Raw genomic sequence first — 18884 nt, forward strand, 5'->3', positions numbered from 1 at the left:
TTAAGGTAAATCATCGACTTCTTTATCCACTTTTGGTGGAATCATATGTTCGCGGCGTAGGCCGATATCATAAGCAATCGCAATCGCGATAAAGATTGATGAGTAAGTACCAAAACCGATACCAATTAATAACGCTAATGAGAAGTTATGAATTGATGGACCACCAAAGAAGAACAAGGCAATCACAACAAGAAGCGTTGTGAGAGATGTCATGATGGTTCTCGATAAGGTTTGCGTTAGGGAAATATCAATAATATCAATGGTTTCTACACGGCGAATTTTGCGGAAGTTTTCACGCACACGGTCGAATACCACGATACTATCGTTGATGGAATAACCTACAACGGAAAGAATTGCTGCCACGAAGGTTAAATCCATTTCGACTTGTAATGCAGAGAATACACCGAGTGTAATCACCACATCATGCGCAAGTGAGGCAATACCACCAAAACCTAAACGCCATTCAAAACGTGAGCCAACGTAAATTAACATCATTGCCAAAGTCGCAAGGGTGGCATAAACCGCACCTTGAGCCAGTTCTTCACCGACGTTTGGACCCACAAATTCGATACTGTTAATATGAATATTTGGATCAATCGTTTGGAGCATGCTTTTTACGTGATCACCAATAGCAGAATCGTTATTGTCAGCCGGTAAGCGAATCATCACGTCTTGTACAGAACCGGTTGTTTGTACAATTGGGCTTGCAATACCATTTTGATTTAATGTGCCACGGATTTTCTCTAAATCAGCCGGTTGTGAGAAGTGCGTATCAAACACCACACCACCGGTAAAATCCAAGCCCCAGTTGAAGCCTTTTGTCACAATGAAGAAGAGGGAAATCGCCATTAAAATCGCAGAAAATGCATATCCCACAAATCTCACTTTCATAAACTCAGTGAGAGGGAATGGCAATTTAATCCCATTCACTTCACGGATAAAATGTCCGTTTTTATCTTTTGCAAATAATCTCATCTTATCCTACCTAAATTGATAATTTTTCAAGACGTTTACCGCCGTATAGGAAGTTCACGATAGCACGTGTTCCGGTAATTGCTGTAAACATTGAAATTGCCACACCTAATGCAAGCGTTACCGCAAAGCCTTGAATTGGGCCGGTACCTACTGCATAAAGAATGATTGCCGTTAAAATTGTGGTTAAGTTCGCATCGAAGATGGAGGTGAATGCACCGTTATAACCTTCGTTAATGGCTTGCTGGATTGGACGACCATTACGAATTTCTTCTTTGATACGCTCAAAAATAAGTACGTTGGCATCCACCGACATCCCCAGGGTTAATACGATACCCGCAATCCCCGGCATGGTGAGTGTTGCACCTGGTAGGATAGACATCAAACCGACTAATAAAACGATATTAATCACCAAGGCAAAGCTTGCGATGATACCGAAGATTTTATAGTAAATCAGCATGAAGACAATAACGGCAATTAAGCCCCAGAAGCTTGCATTGATACCTTGTTCTACGTTTTGTGCACCAAGAGAAGGACCGATTGTACGTTCTTCAACAATTTGCACTGGCGCGATTAAAGCACCTGATTTTAATAACATAGAAAGGTTTTGTGCTTCTGCAGAACTGCTTACGCCTGTAATTTGGAAGTTAGAACTGAAGCGACCCTGAATGGTAGCAACGTTAATCACTTCTTCACTTTTCTCTAAAATGGTTTTGCCATTTTCGTCTTTTTTACCATTGTCTTTGTATTCTACATACAAGGTTGCCATTGGTTTTTTGTAGTATTTCTTGGTAGTTTGCGACATGATTTCGCCGCCTTCGCTATCCAAGGTTACACTTACTTGTGGCGTGCTGGTGTGTTGGTCTAAGCCCGAGCTTGAGTTGATAATGTGTTCACCACCCAATACCGCACGTTTGTAAAGCGCAACAGGTCGACCTTGACGGTCATATTTGATTTCTGTATCAGAAGGCAACATACCACGAGCAGCGGACTCAGGGTTCACTAATGAATTCACAATACGGAATTCAAGTGTTGCGGTTGCCCCTAAGATTTCTTTTGCACGAGCCGTATCTTGAACACCCGGTAATTCGATAACGATACGTTCTGCACCTTGACGTTGGATAACGGCTTCAGCTACGCCTAACTCAGCAACACGTTTACGTAAAATTGTTAAGTTTTGTTCGATCGCTAAGTTACGTGATTCAGTTAATGATGCTTCAGAAAGGGCAAGATTTAAAGTGTTATCACCAATATCAGACACGTCTAATGTTGGGTGTAACTGACGAATAATACGTGCTGCTTTTGACATTTGGTCAGCGTTTTCTAATGTCACTGTGGTACCAAATTTGTCACCATTTTTAATTGACGTAAATTGAATTTTTTCTTTACGTAATTCGCCACGTAATGTGTCTTGTAACTGTTCTTGACGTTTAGCCAAAGCAGAATTCATGTCCACTTCCATCAAGAAGCGTACCCCACCACGTAAGTCCAAACCCCATTTCATTGGATTTGCACCAATGCTACTTAACCAAGCCGGTGTTGCCGGTGCAAGGTTTAATGCAGTGGTGTAGTTAGTGCCAAGTTTTTCTGCAATTTTATCTTTGGCAAGAAGTTGGTCATCTGTGTTGTTGAAACGAGCAAGAATAGAGCCATTTTCAAGAACGATAGATTTGGTTGAAAGGTTATTTTCTTTTAGTACGTTTTGTACTTCAGTTAATGCGGTGGTGTCTGCTTGTTGTCCGCGAGTACCAGAAATTTGCACCGCAGGATCTTCACCATAGATATTTGGAAGAGAGTATAAAGCACCAATGGCGACCACAAGGATCACCATTAGATTCTTCCATAATGGGTAACGATTTAACATAGTTTTCCCTTTAGGAATTTAAATTAGAGAGATTTTACAGAACCTTTCGGTAATACTGAAACGATGTAGTTACGGTTAATCGTGATCTCAGTAGTATCGTTTAAAGCGATAACAATTTCAGCACCTTCGGTTACTTTGGTGATTTTACCAATCAAACCACCAGCGGTTAATACTTCAGTGCCTTTCGCTAATTCAGACATTAATTTTTTGTGTTCTTTGTTACGTTTCGCTTGTGGACGGTAAATCATAAAATAAAAAATTAAACCGAAGATCACGAAAATAAATAACGTGGACATTGGGCTTTGTGCTTCCATTGTGTTTTCCTTATAAAATGAAAAGTTAAAAGTGTGCGTAAAATACCATAAAACGGCATTCAGTAAAAGCCGATGAAGGCAATAACACCTAGAATTTTTGGATTAATTGATTTTTTTCAAGCAAACTTCGAAGATTTGCTCGGAAAGCCAATGTTGATCCACTAATTCACATTGATTTTCTTCACAAAAAACAACAAAATTTTCTACCGCACTTTGACGATTTAATTGCAAAACTAATTCATCATTTGACTCTAAATTTGCTAAAGCCTTCTTCGCGGTTAAAAGCGGAATGGGGCAGGAAAGTGCGGTCAAATCTAATTGATATTTCATGATTTAAGCTTGGCGACGAGCAAACATAATTTTGCCCATGGCGGTCAGTTGGTCTGCTGATAAATGTTGCTTACCAAGCTCAAATAACGGCTCTTCTAGAGCAAGATGTCTATCATAGCTTGCTACAAAGAGCGTAATCAGCCTTTCATCTACATCAGTGCGTTTCTCAGCAATTAATTCTTCTAGCTGCTCAGAAAGCTTTGCCCAATTTTCATGCAAAGTCACATGTTGGCGTTCTAATTCATCCACCGACTCTTTCGCTTGAGGCGCTTTTTCAATTAAAGCGGGGAAGAAGTCTTTTTCTTCATCATCATGATGAAGGGGGGCCGCGTGATTAAAATACTGCAAAATGGTTTTCACATCATTTAATACGGCTTGATTCACGCCATTTTTTTCTAAGTAGCCAGGAAGAATCGTAAGTTGCTTGCAAAAGCGTTTCACCTTGCTATGACAGGCGTAAAGCATATCAATCGGTTCATTCCAAGTGGCAAATTGTTGAGGTTCGAGGATTTGCATAAGGTTTCCTTTGTTAAAAAGTGCGGTCAAAAAACGCTTCATTTTTCTACCGCACTTTCAGCAATTATGAGTTATCCGCTAATTGTAATGGTGGAACAGGTTTGCCCATACGAGCATAGAATTCCACCACAAAATCATCAAAACGATCGTCTTCAATCGCTTGACGAATTTCCGCCATTAAACGTTGATAATAGCGTAAATTGTGAATGGTATTTAAGCGTGCACCTAAAATTTCACCACACTTATCTAAGTGATATAAATAAGCTTTGGTGTAATTTTTACAGGTGTAGCAATCACATTCTGGATCTAATGGACTCGTATCATCGCGGTATTTTGCATTACGGATTTTGACAATACCATCTGTCACGAATAAATGACCGTTACGAGCGTTACGGGTTGGCATTACACAGTCAAACATATCAATACCACGACGCACGCCTTCCACTAAATCTTCAGGTTTACCCACGCCCATTAAATAACGCGGTTTGTCTGCAGGGATTTGAGGGCAGATATATTCTAAAATACGGTGCATGTCTTCTTTTGGTTCGCCTACCGCTAAACCGCCCACCGCATAACCGTCAAAGCCAATATTCACTAAGCCTTCTAATGATACTTTGCGTAATTCTTCAAATACGCCGCCTTGGATAATACCGAATAGGGCATTCTTATTGCCTAATTCATCAAAGCGATCGCGGCTGCGTTTTGCCCAACGAAGAGACATTTCCATGGATTTTTTCGCATAATCGAAAGTCGCGGGATAAGGCGTACATTCATCGAAAATCATCACGATGTCAGACCCTAAATCATATTGAATTTCCATGGATTTTTCAGGCGAAAGGAAAATACGCTCACCGTTAATTGGGTTTTGGAATTTCACCCCTTCTTCGGTAATTTTGCGTAATTTACCTAAACTAAATACTTGGAAACCGCCACTATCAGTCAAAATTGGACGATGCCATTGCATAAAGTCGTGTAAATCACCGTGTTTACGCATCACTTCTTGACCAGGACGAAGCCATAAATGGAAGGTGTTACCTAATAAAATTTCAGCACCTGTCGCACGCACTTCTTCTGGTGTCATGCCTTTAACGGTGCCATAAGTACCCACTGGCATAAATGCCGGGGTTTCTACGCTGAACGTGCCTTGTGGACGTTCAAACACCAATCGACCACGACGTGCACTGCCGCTGGTTTTATCTAATTCATATTTCATTTTTTTCCTCAACGAATAAACAGTTCGAAGATTTTTTACAATAAAAAAGCCTGTTTTGTTTTCACAGGCTTAACAATCTTTGTGAGAGAGCATTTTATGCGGTGTGATTTAATAAGTCAAAAAATCTCTTGCAGAAGTAAATTTTCATGGTAATATGAATAAAAATGCATTTTAAGTGAATAATTATATTTTGAATCGGGAGGCGATTATGCAACGGAGAACACTTTTTAAATTAGCAGGCACTACAGCGTTAGGTGTGGCATTGGCACCAAAATTGATGGCGGAAAATCAGTTGCCAAAAGCAACTTCAACGAAAGTATTACATCTCAATTTTAATGAGAATGCGCTAGGGATGTCGGAAAAAGCAAAACAAGCGATTGTGAATAGTTTAGCTATCGGTTCATATTATCCAGATGATCAACGTGCAGCAGTCATTACACAATTAGCCGTTAAACACAATGTTGCTGAAAGTTTCATTTCATTGGGAAATGGTTCTTCAGAAAATATTCAAGCTGCTGTCCAAGCATTGATCGTTAAGGCTCAAAATACAAAACAAGCGGTTCAACTCGTGGTGCCGGATCCAACATTTAATTATGCAGAATTATATGCAAAAGCGTTAGGTGTGCCAGTGATGAAAGTGCCGCTCGCAGACGACTTTTCTTTTGATTTAACGAAGTTAAAAAACGCCGCAGAAGCCTTTGATGGTGTGACGATTTTCTATTTATGTAACCCAAATAATCCAACATCAATGATTACGCCGGCTAAAACACTTTTCCCTTGGATTAAATCATTTTCTCAAAATAGCTATTTTCTGCTAGATGAAGCTTATGCAGACTTTGTGGAAGATCCAGCCTTTGAAACAGGTATGACATTAGTCAAAGAAGGCTTGAAAAATGTATTAGTGACACGGACTTTCTCTAAGTTTTATGCGTTAGCAGGCTATCGTGTGGGGTATTTACTTGCTCAGCCAGAAGTGGTTGACGAAGTGGAAAAATTTATGTCATTGGATAACACGAATCTTGCGGGCGCAGTGGCTGCCGTGGCCTCTTTACAGGATAAAACTTTTGCGAAATTGAGTTTCCAAAGTAATTCTGCTTCACGCCAGATTGTTCAAAATGTCTTAACAGAGCTAGGCTTAAAATTTGCACCATCTAATGGTAACTTTATTTTCCATGAGATTAAGGGGGATGTAAAAACTTATCAAGAACGCATGAAAGCGCATTCTATTTTGGTTGGTCGGGAGTTTTTGCCTATCCAAGGATGGAATCGTCTCACGCTTGGTACACCAGATGAGATGAAAGTGTTTGTTAAAGTACTAAAAGCGTTTAGAGCAAAAGGTTGGGTTTAAAAAAATGGGTGGTATTTGGCCACCCATTTTTCTTATTCTAACCCTTTCACATTGGGATTTTTAGTAATGAACATCGCATCGCCATAACTGAAAAAACGGTAGTGATTTTCGACCGCACTTTTATAGGCGTTCATAGTGTGGCTAAAGCCTGCAAAGGCAGACACTAACATAATCAATGTACTTTCCGGTAAGTGGAAGTTGGTAATTAACGCATCCACCACACGGAAGGATTTACCCGGGTAAATAAAAATGGATGTATCAGAAAAATAAGGTTCAATTAAATCTGGGTTGCCATTTTCTTCTGCCGATAGAGCAGCGGTTTCAACAGAACGTACTGATGTTGTACCTACCGCAATGACACGTTTACCCGCTTTCTTCGTTTCAATAATGGCATTGCAGACTTCTTGAGAAAGCTCCACATATTCCGCGTGCATAATGTGATCTTCAATATTTTCAACACGTACTGGCTGGAATGTACCTGCGCCCACGTGCAAAGTCACAAATTCAAAATTAACGCCTTTTTCGTGTAATTTTTGTAAAAGCTCATCATCAAAATGCAAGCCAGCCGTTGGCGCAGCCACTGCACCAGGCACTTTGTTATACACGGTTTGATAGCATTCTTGATCCGCTTCTTCATCTGGGCGATCAATATAAGGTGGCAAAGGCATATGACCGATTTCTTGTAACACATCAAGCACATTGCGACTTTTATCCGCTAATTCCACTTCAAAAAGCGTATCTTGACGACCAACCATAATGGCTTTTACGCCATTATTTTCACCCAGTTTATCTTCGCCTAAAAATAATTCTGCGCCTTCTTTCGGGGCCTTTGATGAGCGAATATGCGCTAAAAAATGATGTTCACTTAAAACACGTTCCACTAACACTTCAATTTTCCCGCCACTGGCTTTTCGACCAAACATACGAGCAGGGATCACGCGCGTATTGTTAAAAATCAACAAATCACCTTCGTCGATTAAATCCAATACATCGGTAAAAGTGCGGTGAGAAATTTCTCCGTTTTCGCCATTAAGCTGTAGCAAACGGCAAGAAGAGCGATCTTCTTTAGGGTAACGAGCAATCAGCTCATCAGGTAAGTCAAAATGAAAGTCAGAAACACGCATAATTGTAAATCATGAAAGCTAAAAATGGGGCATAGTCTAGAGCGAATGAGGGGGAAATACAAGGGGGAATGTTGATGAAGTTAAATTGGTTTAAAAGTAGAGAAAAACTAATCTTGTTAATTATATCTAGCCAAGTTGAAATAAGTAGTCGCTAAAAAACGACTACTTATTAAAGTAAATATTTAATGGTTTTAATTATTTTCAAAGTTCCTTTTTCTCAAATCTTAAAAAATCCGGCAATTTTTTTGATTCGGCAACTTCATCATGCGGAATCAGCACATAACGCCAAGACTTCCCATTGTGCTGCAACGCATAATCCGTAGCATGTTTACACCATTCAAAAGCTGCATCAGCTTTTGCCAAAACTTCAGGATCTTTTAAATCTTTGCCTGCTTTGGTTTCAACAAGCCAGATAGAATCTTCGGTCTCTACAACAAAATCAGGGATATATTCTTTAGAATCCAAACCTGATTTCCAGTAGATCTGGAATTGTCCTTGAGCAGGTTTGAACCATTTTTGCGCGTCTCGTTCCAGAATCACAGCAAAACGGCGTTCAGTATCAGAGTCGAATTTTTGTAAGGGATACAGACATTTGGAAAAGCTGCCAAACAGCATTTGCTTAATACGGCTGACATCTTTTGGTGTTTGTCGCACGGAATGAATCGGTTCATCAGCTGAAACAGTATAGTTGCATGGTTTGAGCGTACTAAATCCTTGGCTGACGCGGGCTTCATAACTTGCCGCTTTTTCCCAAAAATGCGCCATCATTTGAGCATGGATTTCACGGGCAATCAGGCGACGTTCTTTATCCAGCACACTCAAAACTTCCTCTTCGGATAAATAAGTGCGCAGGTGCGTCACCATCTGCCCCGCCAAATCGTAAAGCAGGTCAGCCTGCGTGAAATAGTCGATATCGTCGAAATCCATCAGCGAAAAAACAATATAGTCTTCAGGGCGTTTTTCCTTCATACCCAATTCAGCAGACAGGCTACTTTGTTCGTTGGTGTGCAGGTTGTGAATAGTGATTTCACGTTCACTCGGTTGTAGATTCAAGCTGCTTAAATCGAGTTTGAATGGATGAAATCCCGTGCTAACTTCCCCGCTGGGTACAACTGTAATTCTAGGAATATCGATGGTTTGATTCACCATTGTTTCTGTGGTTTTAGCAACAATCTCAGCTATATCCAGCTCATCCACCAGCAATTCCCCTTGAGCCGGTTGTAATGCCGTCTGAACTTCTTGAACGATTTTTTCGCGGATTTCCACTGTCAATAATGCTTGGGAAGTTGGAGCCTCACTTGGACGGGAAGCATATTTTGCAGCAGCTTCCATTACCTTTCGGGCAATGCGTTTTTCGGTTTCAGTTTTAAAAACAGGCTGATAATCGACTGAAGAATTGGTTTCTGAAATACCTTGTTTTGTATTTTCAGACGACGTTTCCGCCAATCCCAATTTCGTTTCCACACCGCTATATACCTGCACGCTGACCTTTTTATCATCCTCACTCGGCGCATCCAAAATTACCTGTTTCAATTTCAACACCGAATCACCTTTATTAGCCTCATCGATGATTTCCTGAAAGCGGTCGTGGGCGATAATGTTCAATCTATCCACCACTTCCACTCCCGTACGTTTGCCGTAAGGCAGACGCAAACCGCGTCCGATAGATTGCTCGATCAGTGTTCTAGCATTGGCAGCGCGCAGCGGTACGATGGTATAAAGATTGGTAACGTCCCAGCCCTCTTTGAGCATATTGACATGAATCACGATTTCCGTCGGCTCATCCACGCTCTCCACTGCCAAAAGTCGTTCAATCATTTCTTCTTCATCTTTACCTGATTTACTCGAATCCACCTGAATCACTTTGCCCTGATAACGCCCGTTATAAAAGTTATCCGATTCCAGTAAAGACAATAATTGCGCCGCGTGCGTGGTATCGCGGGCAATCACCAGCATAAAAGGCTTCACCACGGTAACATTATTTTCCCGAGCATAAGTCATAAGCTCGACCTTGGTGTTTTCATGCACACGCACGCCATCTTCTAACTTGATTTTCTCAATTTCTTCGGGCGTATAATTTTTCGCATCAAAATTGCGCTGCGTAACCACCGCAGGCATTTTGACAAAACCATCGTCCATTGCCCGAGCCAGCGGATAATCTACAATCACGTTTTTGAACGGAATAGGCGCTTTGGTGGATTCCACAAATGGCGTGGCAGTTAACTCCAAGCCAAAAAGCGGATTTAATTCATTAATCGCCCGCATCCCCGCCTGCGCCCGATAGCGATGTGATTCATCCATCAGCAACACTAAATCAGGCAGATTCGCCAGATAGTTGAAATAACTATCACCCAGCACTTCACGCATCCGCTTGATTTTCGGTTCTTTGCCGCCGCGCACCTCGCTATTGATTTTGGAAATATTGAACACATTAACGGTAATCTCACCAAAAAGATTATCCATTCCCATGCTCAAATTCTGTTGTTCATAGTTGTCGCCACTAATCAGCTTGGGTGGATTTACTGCAAATTCACTGATGCCTTTAAACACATATTTCGGCGTATTCGGTGTAAAGTCGGCAATCAGCTTGTTATAAATCGTCAGATTCGGTGCCAGTACAAAAAAATTATTGATGCCGTGTGCCAAATGCAGATAAGCGATAAAAGCCCCCATTAGGCGGGTTTTCCCCACCCCCGTTGCCAAAGCAAAGCACAATGACGGAAATTCACGCTCAAAATCCTGCAAGGTTGGGAATTTGGCTTTCAAGGTATTCAACACCGCCGTTACATCACGATCTTTCTGCGCCATTTCCGGTGCAGCATCTAACGCCTGCTTTAACTTCGCCAAACTTTCTGCTTGCGGTGCACGCAAAGATAAACGTCCGTTAATGTAATTTTGAGTTTTGATGCTCATAATTTAATCTCTTGTTTTAATCTTTTATATTAATCGTTACTCAAACTTTTCAAGTAACTTAAACGCTTGTTGGGCTGAGTTACCGATTAGGGGAGTGGCATAATAAAGACTCAGGATTTAAGAGGTTTCCTGAGATATTGCCTGCACAGGTATTATTCATTACTATCCATTCCGTCAAACAATCCGCCCTGATTTTCGACCGCACTTTTGCGTTTCACGGATTTGGTTTTTGCGGCGGGTTGGTTTTCAGACGACCTTGGTTCAGGTTCTTCTTCCGCCATCGGAAGATTGGCGACGTTCAAACTGTAATCATCGTGTCCCCATTCGCAGCGTTTCAAAATCATTTTGGGGATTTTTTTTAAGGAAAGATTCGGGAAACGCTCTGCCGCCTGATCTGCCGTAATTCCACGCCAAGCGGAGCAGCAGATTAGCAGGCTGCGACTCACTCCAACCTCGTCTGAAAGCACTTGCAACTGTTCAACAGATAGGCTTTGGGTGGTAACGTAGATAAAATCGTTTTCGCTGGAATAACCATGCTGCCACCAAAGGCTTTCAGACGGCATATAAGTAAAGCCTTCCAACTTCGCCAAGGCTTCTGCCAGCATTTCAGGATTGTAGTCGGGATTGATGATTTGATTGCCCCATTTGTCATTGACAATCAGTGTCGGCGCAAGGCGGAAATAGCGGAATCCGCCGCCTCCTTGCCAATTCACCGCTTTGGAAATTCCACCTTGGTCTTCGCCATCGATGACTTTTTGCAGGCGCGGGATAATATGCGTATGGCAATGCTCGCCGAGCTCCACCATAATCCAACGCCGCCCCATTTTATGGGCAACTGCACCAGTCGTACCGCTGCCAGCGAAGGAATCAAGGACAAGGTCGCCTGGGGTGGTTGCGATTTGTAAAACACGCTCAATTAGACGTTCTGGCTTTGGAGTATCAAAAACATCTTCAGAATTAAAAGCTCGAACTTCTAGTTTTGCTTCATGATTATGACCAACTTCATCAGTTGGCCAAAGTGTTGCTGGAGGTCTAGTAGGGTTTTCTTCTTGATATTGCTTAACATAGATTTCCCATTTTCCATCTTTGTTTACAAACTCAAGCTGATTAGATTTTTCTGAAACATTTTCTTTTTTCCATCTCCAACGACCTTCAACACCATCAGGTTTAACTGGAAAAATTTCAGAACCATCTGGAGCCTTAATTGGATACCACATTGATGGTCTATCTTGTCTTAATGATTCGGAACCTTCTTTTCTAAGTGACCTTCTTCGATAATACTTTCCAACGTTTTCATCAAAAAAATTAAATTGTGCGGATTTCTGTTCCTTAGCTAATGGAAGCGGTTTGAATTTTTCTGACTTTTGATAAATTAGCAGATGATCATGTGATGTACTAAATCCTTTAGCATCCATTCTTTCACTATAAACTTTCTGCCAAATCACATTCGCTACAAAATTTCCCCGACCAAATACTTCATCACACAATACTTTCAAATAATGTGCTTCGTTATCGTCAATGGTAATCCACAGCGAACCGTCGTCTGAAAGCAGGCGTTTGATAATCTCCAAACGATCGCGCATCAGCCCCAGCCAAATAGAATGCTCCAGCCCGTCGTCGTAATGGGCAAACGCACTGCCTGTGTTGTACGGCGGGTCGATGAACACACATTTCACCTTACCCGTAAATTCCTGCTCTAAAGCTTTAAGTGCAAGCAGGTTGTCGCCGAAAATCAATCGGTTATCAAACGCCGCCGATTCCGACCGCACTTTGGCGTGATACGACTTTTCGGAGTCTTCGAGCAAAATCCGCGCTTCTAACTTCGGACGTTTATGTTTGCCTATCCAGGTGAGTTCGAGTTTTTGTTTTTTCATTACGATACATCCGCTTTTAAGTCATTTACTACAGGTACAATACAAAGGCTAGTAGCAACACCCATCAATTGAAGACGGTTATAGCAACTACGCAAATTTATTTTACTAAATAAGGGTAAATCAAGAGCCGTTGTCTTCTTATCATTGCTGGCTATTACATACACAACCTCAAACTCATTCGCCTTTGGTTTTTCGTTTTTAGCGGGTAATTTATGGGACTTAGGCAGTTTTTTATTAACCAATGAGCGAAAATTTCCATCAGATAAAATCAGTTGAGTAGAAACCAAGCCTTGTGAAAACAAATGGCTTAAAACGCTTGAACCTCCATAGCGCTTAACATGAATTAGCTTCTTATCGTTGCTGTAAATATCACACAGTTCTATTCTACTGCTTCCGCCGCCATAGGATATATTTTTCTTATCCATTAGAACAAATCGATTAGTATCACTATCAGCAACCTTTTTATTGTACTGTTCTTCGGATTTTTCCATATAGTCAGGTAATGAAATTGTAGATATAGGAATATCTTGGATATTTTTGTCTAAATTTGCCAAAAAATCATTATCTATTTTGTACCATTTACCATTCGTTAAGGAATAAGAATCACCATTTAATTCAAGCTCACAGTAAATGCATTGGTAAACTTTCCATGTATATGCAGGCTGTTCATTTGCTGCATTGATGCAATGAATATATTGTTCCTTAAAACCCTCAATTGTAATATCTTTACTGTCTTCGCTTGCATAAGCCAAATAACCTTCCCAACTTATGTCATCACTAAGCTCACCTCTTTTGGCTTTTTGATATCGAAAACCAGAAACACTTTCCCAATTGATAACCTCAGGAATGGTAAGCCATGTTTTGGAAAAATCATTTTGATTGATTTTTTCGACTAGCTTTATATCCAAATCATTTTTAAGTGCCTTACTTCTGACCTCAGATAATCTATCTATCCAAGGGAAACTTTGCTTGTAGGACTCGGAATTAAATAAGGTCATTGCCTTATCTAGAAGAGTGGGAAGATCATTTAGCTGAAATGGTAATGAAATTTTAAGAGCGTCTTTCCCTGAAAGCGTTTTACAAAAATTTGTATCTTTTGGAGAACCTGTTGCTGCATACATCAAGTCTTGTTCAACATCCAAACCAAAATCAGCAAAATTGGTTGAAATACTTGCTTGGTTTCTTTTATGTACGGGTATAGATTCTAAAGTATGAACATCTACACTTCTTAGCTTTGCTGGATCTACTGCATTCAAGACAACCCGTAAACCAAAATTTTCTTCAAAGCAATCAGGATTCAGTAAATGACGACCATACCCAAAAGTAAGAGCCAAGTATCTATCATTATTTTTTGACAAAAGAACTGCCGCACAACCAGAACTAAATAGATGACTTAAATCATCGGTTGTATGAGATGTAAACAGGCTTACCCATGAGGGTTTGTGAGAAGGGTTTTGCTTGGAATACAAACAAAATTCTTTATCTTCTACATTAAATACTGTTTTTTTCAAGTGAGCAGCACCTTGAATAGCTGCATCTTCTTGTTTTATGGATTCCTTTAATAAAAAAATTGAAAGACTATATGTTTTCTTTTTCATTTAGTTAATCTCCCATTCAATAAAAAACAATTCTTCCTCTTCCACCTTCTGTTTCAAACTTTCTTCCAAATCTTCAATCAGTTTGTTGCGCTTTGCTTCGATTTCATCCTGTTTATCAAAAAGTTCTCGGCGTTGGCGGCTGCGTTTATTTTCTAATTCGCGCTGCTTTTTCTGCCAGCTTAGTTTTTCTTCCAACGTAGCGGAAGTAGCGGCGGTGCGGCGGACTTCTTTGATTTCACGATCGGTTTCTTTAATGTCCTGTTCGAGGTTTTGCTTGAGGTCGTCCGCCCAGTCGTCCAGTTTTTGCACTTCCTCCTCAAAATAACCCAAATTACGTTTGGTGGCTTGGTTTAATAGTGTTTGGCGGCGTTCAGCCATATCGTCGGATAAGTCCGTCTGAAATCCGGTTTTTATTGTGGTTTCGGCAATTTGTGCAGGCAGGCGCAGAAGTTTTTCTGGGTCATCCGCTTGTAGAACTTCACCGTTTTCGGTTACGGCTGCAATCAGTATGTGCTGCTCCGTATCACCCAGTGCGCTAATGCTGATGAGTTTGGCAATCAGTTGTCCGCTTCGTCCGCGATAGGGTTCGAGTGTACTGATCCTGCCGTTATGCTCTTGATAATCAAAAATTAGACGTACTGGTGGACAATCGCGTTTTTTGGCGCGATCGATGATGGCTTGTGCCAAGGGATGGGTAATGCGGTAGAGATAGGCTTCGCCACTTTTTCGCGGCAGTTCGTATCGTCCTGTTGGAATATCAAGGTCGTCTGAAAGATTTTCAGGTAGCTTATTGAGTATAAAACCACCATCATAGAAGTCTGAACTGTCACCAAGTTCGCTTCGGGTTAACTCCATTAAGATTTTTTCGTATTTGTTGAGTGCTACTTGGCTTTCTTCAGCACGAATACGTAGTCTTTCGCGGACTTCTTCATCAAAATTTTCCAGCAGGGTTTGACGGGCTTTCATCATGTTCTGGTTGATTTCCTCTGATAGCTCACTTTGCAGGCTATCAAAGGCAGTTTTGATGTCTTCTGAGTGGCGGCATTGGCGGTAGATTTCAGCAATTCGCCGTTCGATATCTACGCCGCTACCGATTGCCCCCAATACTTCGTCACTGGCACCGAATACACCATTAAAAAGCTTAAATTTTTGCTCAAGCAATTCGTAAACACGTTGGTCAGCTTCATTGGTTTCATCAACAAAATTCACTACAACGACATCATGTTTTTGCCCATATCGGTGACAGCGTCCGATGCGCTGTTCGACACGCTGTGGATTCCAAGGCAGATCGTAATTGATAATGAGTGAGCAGAATTGTAGGTTAATGCCTTCTGCACCTGCTTCAGTGGCAATCATGATGGTGCCACGCTCTTTGAAATGCTCTACCAAAGCGGCACGGGTATCGGCAGTTTTGGAACCGGTAATTTTATCGCTGCCTTCATGCCGTTTGAGCCAGTCTTTATAGATTTTTTGGGCTTGTGGGTCACTGTTTGTACCATTGAATAACACGATACCGTCACCATGCTCGCCTGCGTAGTCGGTTTGGGCAAGACATTCTAAGAGATAGGCTTGGGTGCGTTTGGATTCGGTAAAAATAATGGCTTTTTGCTTCGCACCAAGTTCTTTCAATTTGGCAAAAGCTGTGGAAAGTGCGGTCAATAATGCACGGCTTTTTGCGTCTTCTCGGATGTTTTCAGCAAGTTGTTTAAAATGTTTGAGCTCTTCAATTTCATCGGCAATCGCTTGGTATTCATCAGCAGTCAGAATGTTCGATTCGTTTTCTTCCTCCCATTCTTCTGCAGTTTCATCTAAGCTTTCATAATCTTCGTCCAGAGTTTCGACTAGGTCTTGCGTGGTTGATTCTGCCAATACGCCTTGTAGGCGTTTGGTCATAGTATCCAGCGCACCAGCAATAGCACGGCTACTAGAGGCTAAAAGTTTCCACAATACTAGGGAAATAAGCTGTCGTTGCCCTTCTGGCATTGCTTGCAAATTTGGACGGCGCAGATATTCAGCAACCAAATGAGAAAATTCTCGTTCTTGATCGGATGGCGTAAATTTTTGCAGGATGGCAAGGCGCTGAGTATAGGGAACATAAGCCTGTACTTGGCGGCGTAAGGTACGTTGGCAAACAGGGCTGAGTCGCTGGCGCAGATGGGATAAGGTCTGTTCTGTGGCCTTTGCACCGAATTGAGCACGAAAACTATCTAAGTCACCAAAAACACGGTCATCTATCATGCTGACCAAGCCGTAAAGTTCAAGCAGAGAATTTTGCAAAGGAGTAGCTGTTAATAGGACTTTGCTGGATACGTTTTCCAAAGCTTCTTTTAAAGTTTTACCGATAACATTGTTTTTCTTATAAACATTGCGCAGACGATGAGCTTCATCTAATACAACCAAATCCCATCCAATTTGCTTAATATCATCCGCTTTAGATTTAGCAAATTGATAGGAGCAGATAACGGGATTTTCTTGACGAAAAGGGTTTTTACCTGCTTTTTTTATGGCATTGTAACTTTTAGCCTCCAAAATTGTGCCCTGCAAGCCAAATTTTTCTTGTAGCTCCTGATGCCATTGTTTGCGCAAGTTGGCTGGGGTGACAATCAGGATTTTACGTTTGCGCTCAGCCCAATGCTGCAATATCACCAAGCCCGCTTCGATGGTTTTTCCTAAACCCACTTCATCTGCCAAAATTACACCTTTTGACAAAGGATTTTTGCAGGCAAACAAGGCTGCATCAATTTGATGCGGATTTAAATCGACTTGGGCATCAACCAATGTTGTTGCTAACGAGTCCATACTTCCGCCCTCGGCTTGACGGGTTAAAAGCCAGGCGTAATATTTGGATTGATGAGGAGTCAGTTGATGTAGATACATATATTTAGGATGCTCCAAATATATTTTTTAAAGTGTAAGTATGATTTATCTCTTAGACAAAATTTGAACTTCATCTTGAGTTGAGTAGGTACAGTATAGGAGGGAAGTGGTAAACATAAAATCATCCTTTATATTTATGAACACTTTAATTACTTTTGTTTAATTTACCCCTAATCTCATTTTAATGTCAAGAATGATTTTTTATATATTTTTTCATAAATAATATGAAGTTAATTGATTTTAAAGTGGAGTATTTTATATGATTTTGAGTGTTTTTTAGACATAAAAAAAGCCCTTTCAAAAAGGTGAAAGGGCAAAATATTTGGAGTCATACTATGAGTTGTTGAATTAACAAATCAGGTATGGGATGTATTATAGTACATCCTTTAACAAATGCAACAATTTTTTAACAAATCAATTGTGTGGATTGCGTGTGTTGGTGTTGACCAAGTTACGCATTAGCAACGCATAATCAAGTTGGATGTCTTGTGGCACATCTAAAAAGACAAAGTGTCCATCGCCAAGTGCGGCTTCCACATTTTCGTTTTTGCGATTGAGCATTTTTTCAATCTTAAAGACGATGTTGCCTTGTGGGGTCATCATTTCCACTTCATCACCAAGCAAGAATTTATTTTTCACTGCCACTTCAGCCATACCTTGTTCGTTACGTTTACCGGTAAATTCACCGACAAATTGTTGGCGTTCAGAAATAGAGTAGCCATATTCGTAATTTTGGTATTCATCGTGCGTATGGCGACGTAAGAATCCTTCGGTATAACCACGATGAGCAAGGGATTCCAACGTATCCATTAAGCTTTCATCAAATGGTTTGCCCGCGGCTGCATCATCAATGGCTTTGCGGTAAACTTGTGCGGTTCTTGCGCAGTAATAAAATGATTTAGTACGGCCTTCGATTTTTAAAGAATGTACACCCAGTGCGGTCAATTTTTCCACGTGTTGTACTGCACGCAGATCTTTTGAGTTCATAAAGTACGTGCCGTGCTCATCTTCAAAAGCGGTCATTTGCTCATCAGGCTTTTGTGATTCGGTGTAAAGGAAGACTTTATCCGTTACCGCACCTTCGCCCAAGGTTGGCGCCACATTTTTCACTTCGATTTGTTGAGCAGGATCGATTTTTGGCACGATGTTGCCCACTTCATCCGTAGTGCCTTCTTCCATTTTGTATTCCCAACGGCAAGCATTCGTGCAAGTACCTTGGTTTGGGTCACGTTTGTTGATATAGCCAGAAAGTAAGCAACGGCCAGAATACGCCATGCACAACGCACCGTGTACGAAAATTTCGAGTTCGATATCTGGCACATGTTGGCGAATTTCAGCGATCTCTTCAATGGATAATTCGCGCGATAAAATTACACGAGTTAACCCCATTTGCTTCCAGAATTTTACCGTTGCCCAGTTTACCGCATTCGCTTGTACAGAAAGGTGAATATCAATATCTGGGAAGTTTTCACGCACCAACATAATTAAGCCTGGGTCAGACATAATTAAGGCATCAGGGCCCATGTCGATGACAGGTTGTAAATCTTTGATAAAGGTTTTGAGTTTAGAGTTGTGTGGTGCAATGTTCACCACTACATAGAATTTTTTGCCAAGTGCATGGGCTTCATCAATCCCGATTTTTAAATTGGCGTGATTAAATTCATTGTTTCGTACACGTAAGCTGTAACGTGGTTGGCCTGCATAAACGGCATCCGCGCCATAAGCAAAGGCGTAGCGCATATTTTTAAGGGAGCCCGCAGGGGAGAGTAATTCAGGTTTAAATGGGGTTGTCATAATGTTCTCTTGTCTGATTTCAGGTCAGTAGCTTGCTTTTGGCAAGCCGTATTAAAGGCCTGTATTTTAGGCGGATTTAGGGATTTGTAAAGTAAAAGTGCGGTTAGTTTTTCGATTGTTTTTTAAGGCTAGAAATAAAAAAGGCGA

At 41.1% G+C, this 18884-nt stretch carries 13 protein-coding genes; 1 reads left to right on the plus strand and 12 read right to left on the minus strand.

Going from position 1 to position 18884, the window contains the following annotated elements:
* From secF to tgt, 6 genes are all read right to left on the minus strand, one after another.
* Window positions 1-975, minus strand: coding sequence for a protein translocase subunit SecF (secF, locus tag HMPREF3263_RS03365; protein ID WP_005697896.1), 975 nt, complete (start codon window positions 973-975; stop codon window positions 1-3).
* Window positions 976-985: 10 nt separating this feature from the next.
* Complete coding sequence (gene secD, locus HMPREF3263_RS03370) at window positions 986-2836, minus strand: protein translocase subunit SecD (RefSeq protein WP_070852961.1); 1851 nt, start codon at window positions 2834-2836, stop codon at window positions 986-988.
* A gap of 23 nt (window positions 2837-2859) precedes the next feature.
* The gene (yajC, locus tag HMPREF3263_RS03375; RefSeq protein ID WP_005695468.1) at window positions 2860-3150 is read right to left on the minus strand and encodes a preprotein translocase subunit YajC; all 291 of its coding nucleotides are present in this window, start codon (window positions 3148-3150) and stop codon (window positions 2860-2862) included.
* 102 nt (window positions 3151-3252) lie between these two features.
* Entirely contained in the window at window positions 3253-3480 is a 228-nt protein-coding gene (locus HMPREF3263_RS03380; protein WP_070852962.1) for a sulfurtransferase TusA family protein, read from the minus strand.
* A gap of 3 nt (window positions 3481-3483) precedes the next feature.
* A complete protein-coding gene (locus HMPREF3263_RS03385) occupies window positions 3484-3996 on the minus strand; it encodes a hemerythrin domain-containing protein (protein ID WP_070852963.1) in 513 nt (170 codons plus the stop codon).
* 64 nt (window positions 3997-4060) lie between these two features.
* Window positions 4061-5209, minus strand: a complete 1149-nt coding sequence (tgt, locus tag HMPREF3263_RS03390; RefSeq protein WP_070776101.1) for a tRNA guanosine(34) transglycosylase Tgt — start codon at window positions 5207-5209, stop codon at window positions 4061-4063.
* A 208-nt stretch (window positions 5210-5417) separates the two neighbouring features.
* Between tgt and HMPREF3263_RS03395 the strand changes: the two genes are divergently transcribed.
* Window positions 5418-6557, plus strand: coding sequence for a pyridoxal phosphate-dependent aminotransferase (locus tag HMPREF3263_RS03395; RefSeq protein WP_005697906.1), 1140 nt, complete (start codon window positions 5418-5420; stop codon window positions 6555-6557).
* A gap of 32 nt (window positions 6558-6589) precedes the next feature.
* On the opposite strand, the gene queA is transcribed toward HMPREF3263_RS03395, so the two are convergent.
* The 6 genes from queA to yegQ all read right to left on the minus strand — a co-directional run bounded on the left by queA (window position 6590) and on the right by yegQ (window position 18737).
* A complete protein-coding gene (gene queA / locus HMPREF3263_RS03400) occupies window positions 6590-7681 on the minus strand; it encodes a tRNA preQ1(34) S-adenosylmethionine ribosyltransferase-isomerase QueA (RefSeq protein ID WP_070852964.1) in 1092 nt (363 codons plus the stop codon).
* Between the two features lie 201 nt (window positions 7682-7882).
* The gene (locus HMPREF3263_RS03405) at window positions 7883-10594 is read right to left on the minus strand and encodes a DEAD/DEAH box helicase family protein (protein ID WP_005697868.1); all 2712 of its coding nucleotides are present in this window, start codon (window positions 10592-10594) and stop codon (window positions 7883-7885) included.
* Window positions 10595-10746: 152 nt separating this feature from the next.
* Complete coding sequence (locus HMPREF3263_RS03410) at window positions 10747-12468, minus strand: site-specific DNA-methyltransferase (RefSeq protein WP_005697934.1); 1722 nt, start codon at window positions 12466-12468, stop codon at window positions 10747-10749.
* Window positions 12468-14066, minus strand: a complete 1599-nt coding sequence (locus HMPREF3263_RS03415) for a TIGR04141 family sporadically distributed protein (RefSeq protein WP_005697858.1) — start codon at window positions 14064-14066, stop codon at window positions 12468-12470. The genes HMPREF3263_RS03410 and HMPREF3263_RS03415 overlap by 1 nt, the downstream gene beginning before the upstream one ends.
* The gene (locus HMPREF3263_RS03420) at window positions 14067-16943 is read right to left on the minus strand and encodes an SNF2-related protein (RefSeq protein WP_005697818.1); all 2877 of its coding nucleotides are present in this window, start codon (window positions 16941-16943) and stop codon (window positions 14067-14069) included.
* 414 nt (window positions 16944-17357) lie between these two features.
* The gene (gene yegQ, locus HMPREF3263_RS03425; RefSeq protein ID WP_005695474.1) at window positions 17358-18737 is read right to left on the minus strand and encodes a prephenate-dependent tRNA uridine(34) hydroxylase TrhP; all 1380 of its coding nucleotides are present in this window, start codon (window positions 18735-18737) and stop codon (window positions 17358-17360) included.
* Window positions 18738-18884 lie beyond the last annotated feature (147 nt).

Origin of the sequence: Haemophilus sp. HMSC61B11 (assembly GCF_001838615.1) — a bacterium.
Lineage (GTDB): Bacteria > Pseudomonadota > Gammaproteobacteria > Enterobacterales > Pasteurellaceae > Haemophilus_D > Haemophilus_D parainfluenzae_AD.

Excerpts from the sequence above, each read along its gene's own strand:
- secF (WP_005697896.1), bottom strand. The coding sequence starts at position 975 with ATGAGATTATTTGCAAAAGATAAAAACGGACATTTTATCCGTGAAGTG.
- secD (WP_070852961.1), bottom strand. The coding sequence starts at position 2,836 with ATGTTAAATCGTTACCCATTATGGAAGAATCTAATGGTGATCCTTGTG.
- yajC (WP_005695468.1), bottom strand. The coding sequence starts at position 3,150 with ATGGAAGCACAAAGCCCAATGTCCACGTTATTTATTTTCGTGATCTTC.
- HMPREF3263_RS03380 (WP_070852962.1), bottom strand. The coding sequence starts at position 3,480 with ATGAAATATCAATTAGATTTGACCGCACTTTCCTGCCCCATTCCGCTT.
- HMPREF3263_RS03385 (WP_070852963.1), bottom strand. The coding sequence starts at position 3,996 with ATGCAAATCCTCGAACCTCAACAATTTGCCACTTGGAATGAACCGATT.
- tgt (WP_070776101.1), bottom strand. The coding sequence starts at position 5,209 with ATGAAATATGAATTAGATAAAACCAGCGGCAGTGCACGTCGTGGTCGA.
- HMPREF3263_RS03395 (WP_005697906.1), top strand. The coding sequence starts at position 5,418 with ATGCAACGGAGAACACTTTTTAAATTAGCAGGCACTACAGCGTTAGGT.
- queA (WP_070852964.1), bottom strand. The coding sequence starts at position 7,681 with ATGCGTGTTTCTGACTTTCATTTTGACTTACCTGATGAGCTGATTGCT.
- HMPREF3263_RS03405 (WP_005697868.1), bottom strand. The coding sequence starts at position 10,594 with ATGAGCATCAAAACTCAAAATTACATTAACGGACGTTTATCTTTGCGT.
- HMPREF3263_RS03410 (WP_005697934.1), bottom strand. The coding sequence starts at position 12,468 with ATGAAAAAACAAAAACTCGAACTCACCTGGATAGGCAAACATAAACGT.
- HMPREF3263_RS03415 (WP_005697858.1), bottom strand. The coding sequence starts at position 14,066 with ATGAAAAAGAAAACATATAGTCTTTCAATTTTTTTATTAAAGGAATCC.
- HMPREF3263_RS03420 (WP_005697818.1), bottom strand. The coding sequence starts at position 16,943 with ATGTATCTACATCAACTGACTCCTCATCAATCCAAATATTACGCCTGG.
- yegQ (WP_005695474.1), bottom strand. The coding sequence starts at position 18,737 with ATGACAACCCCATTTAAACCTGAATTACTCTCCCCTGCGGGCTCCCTT.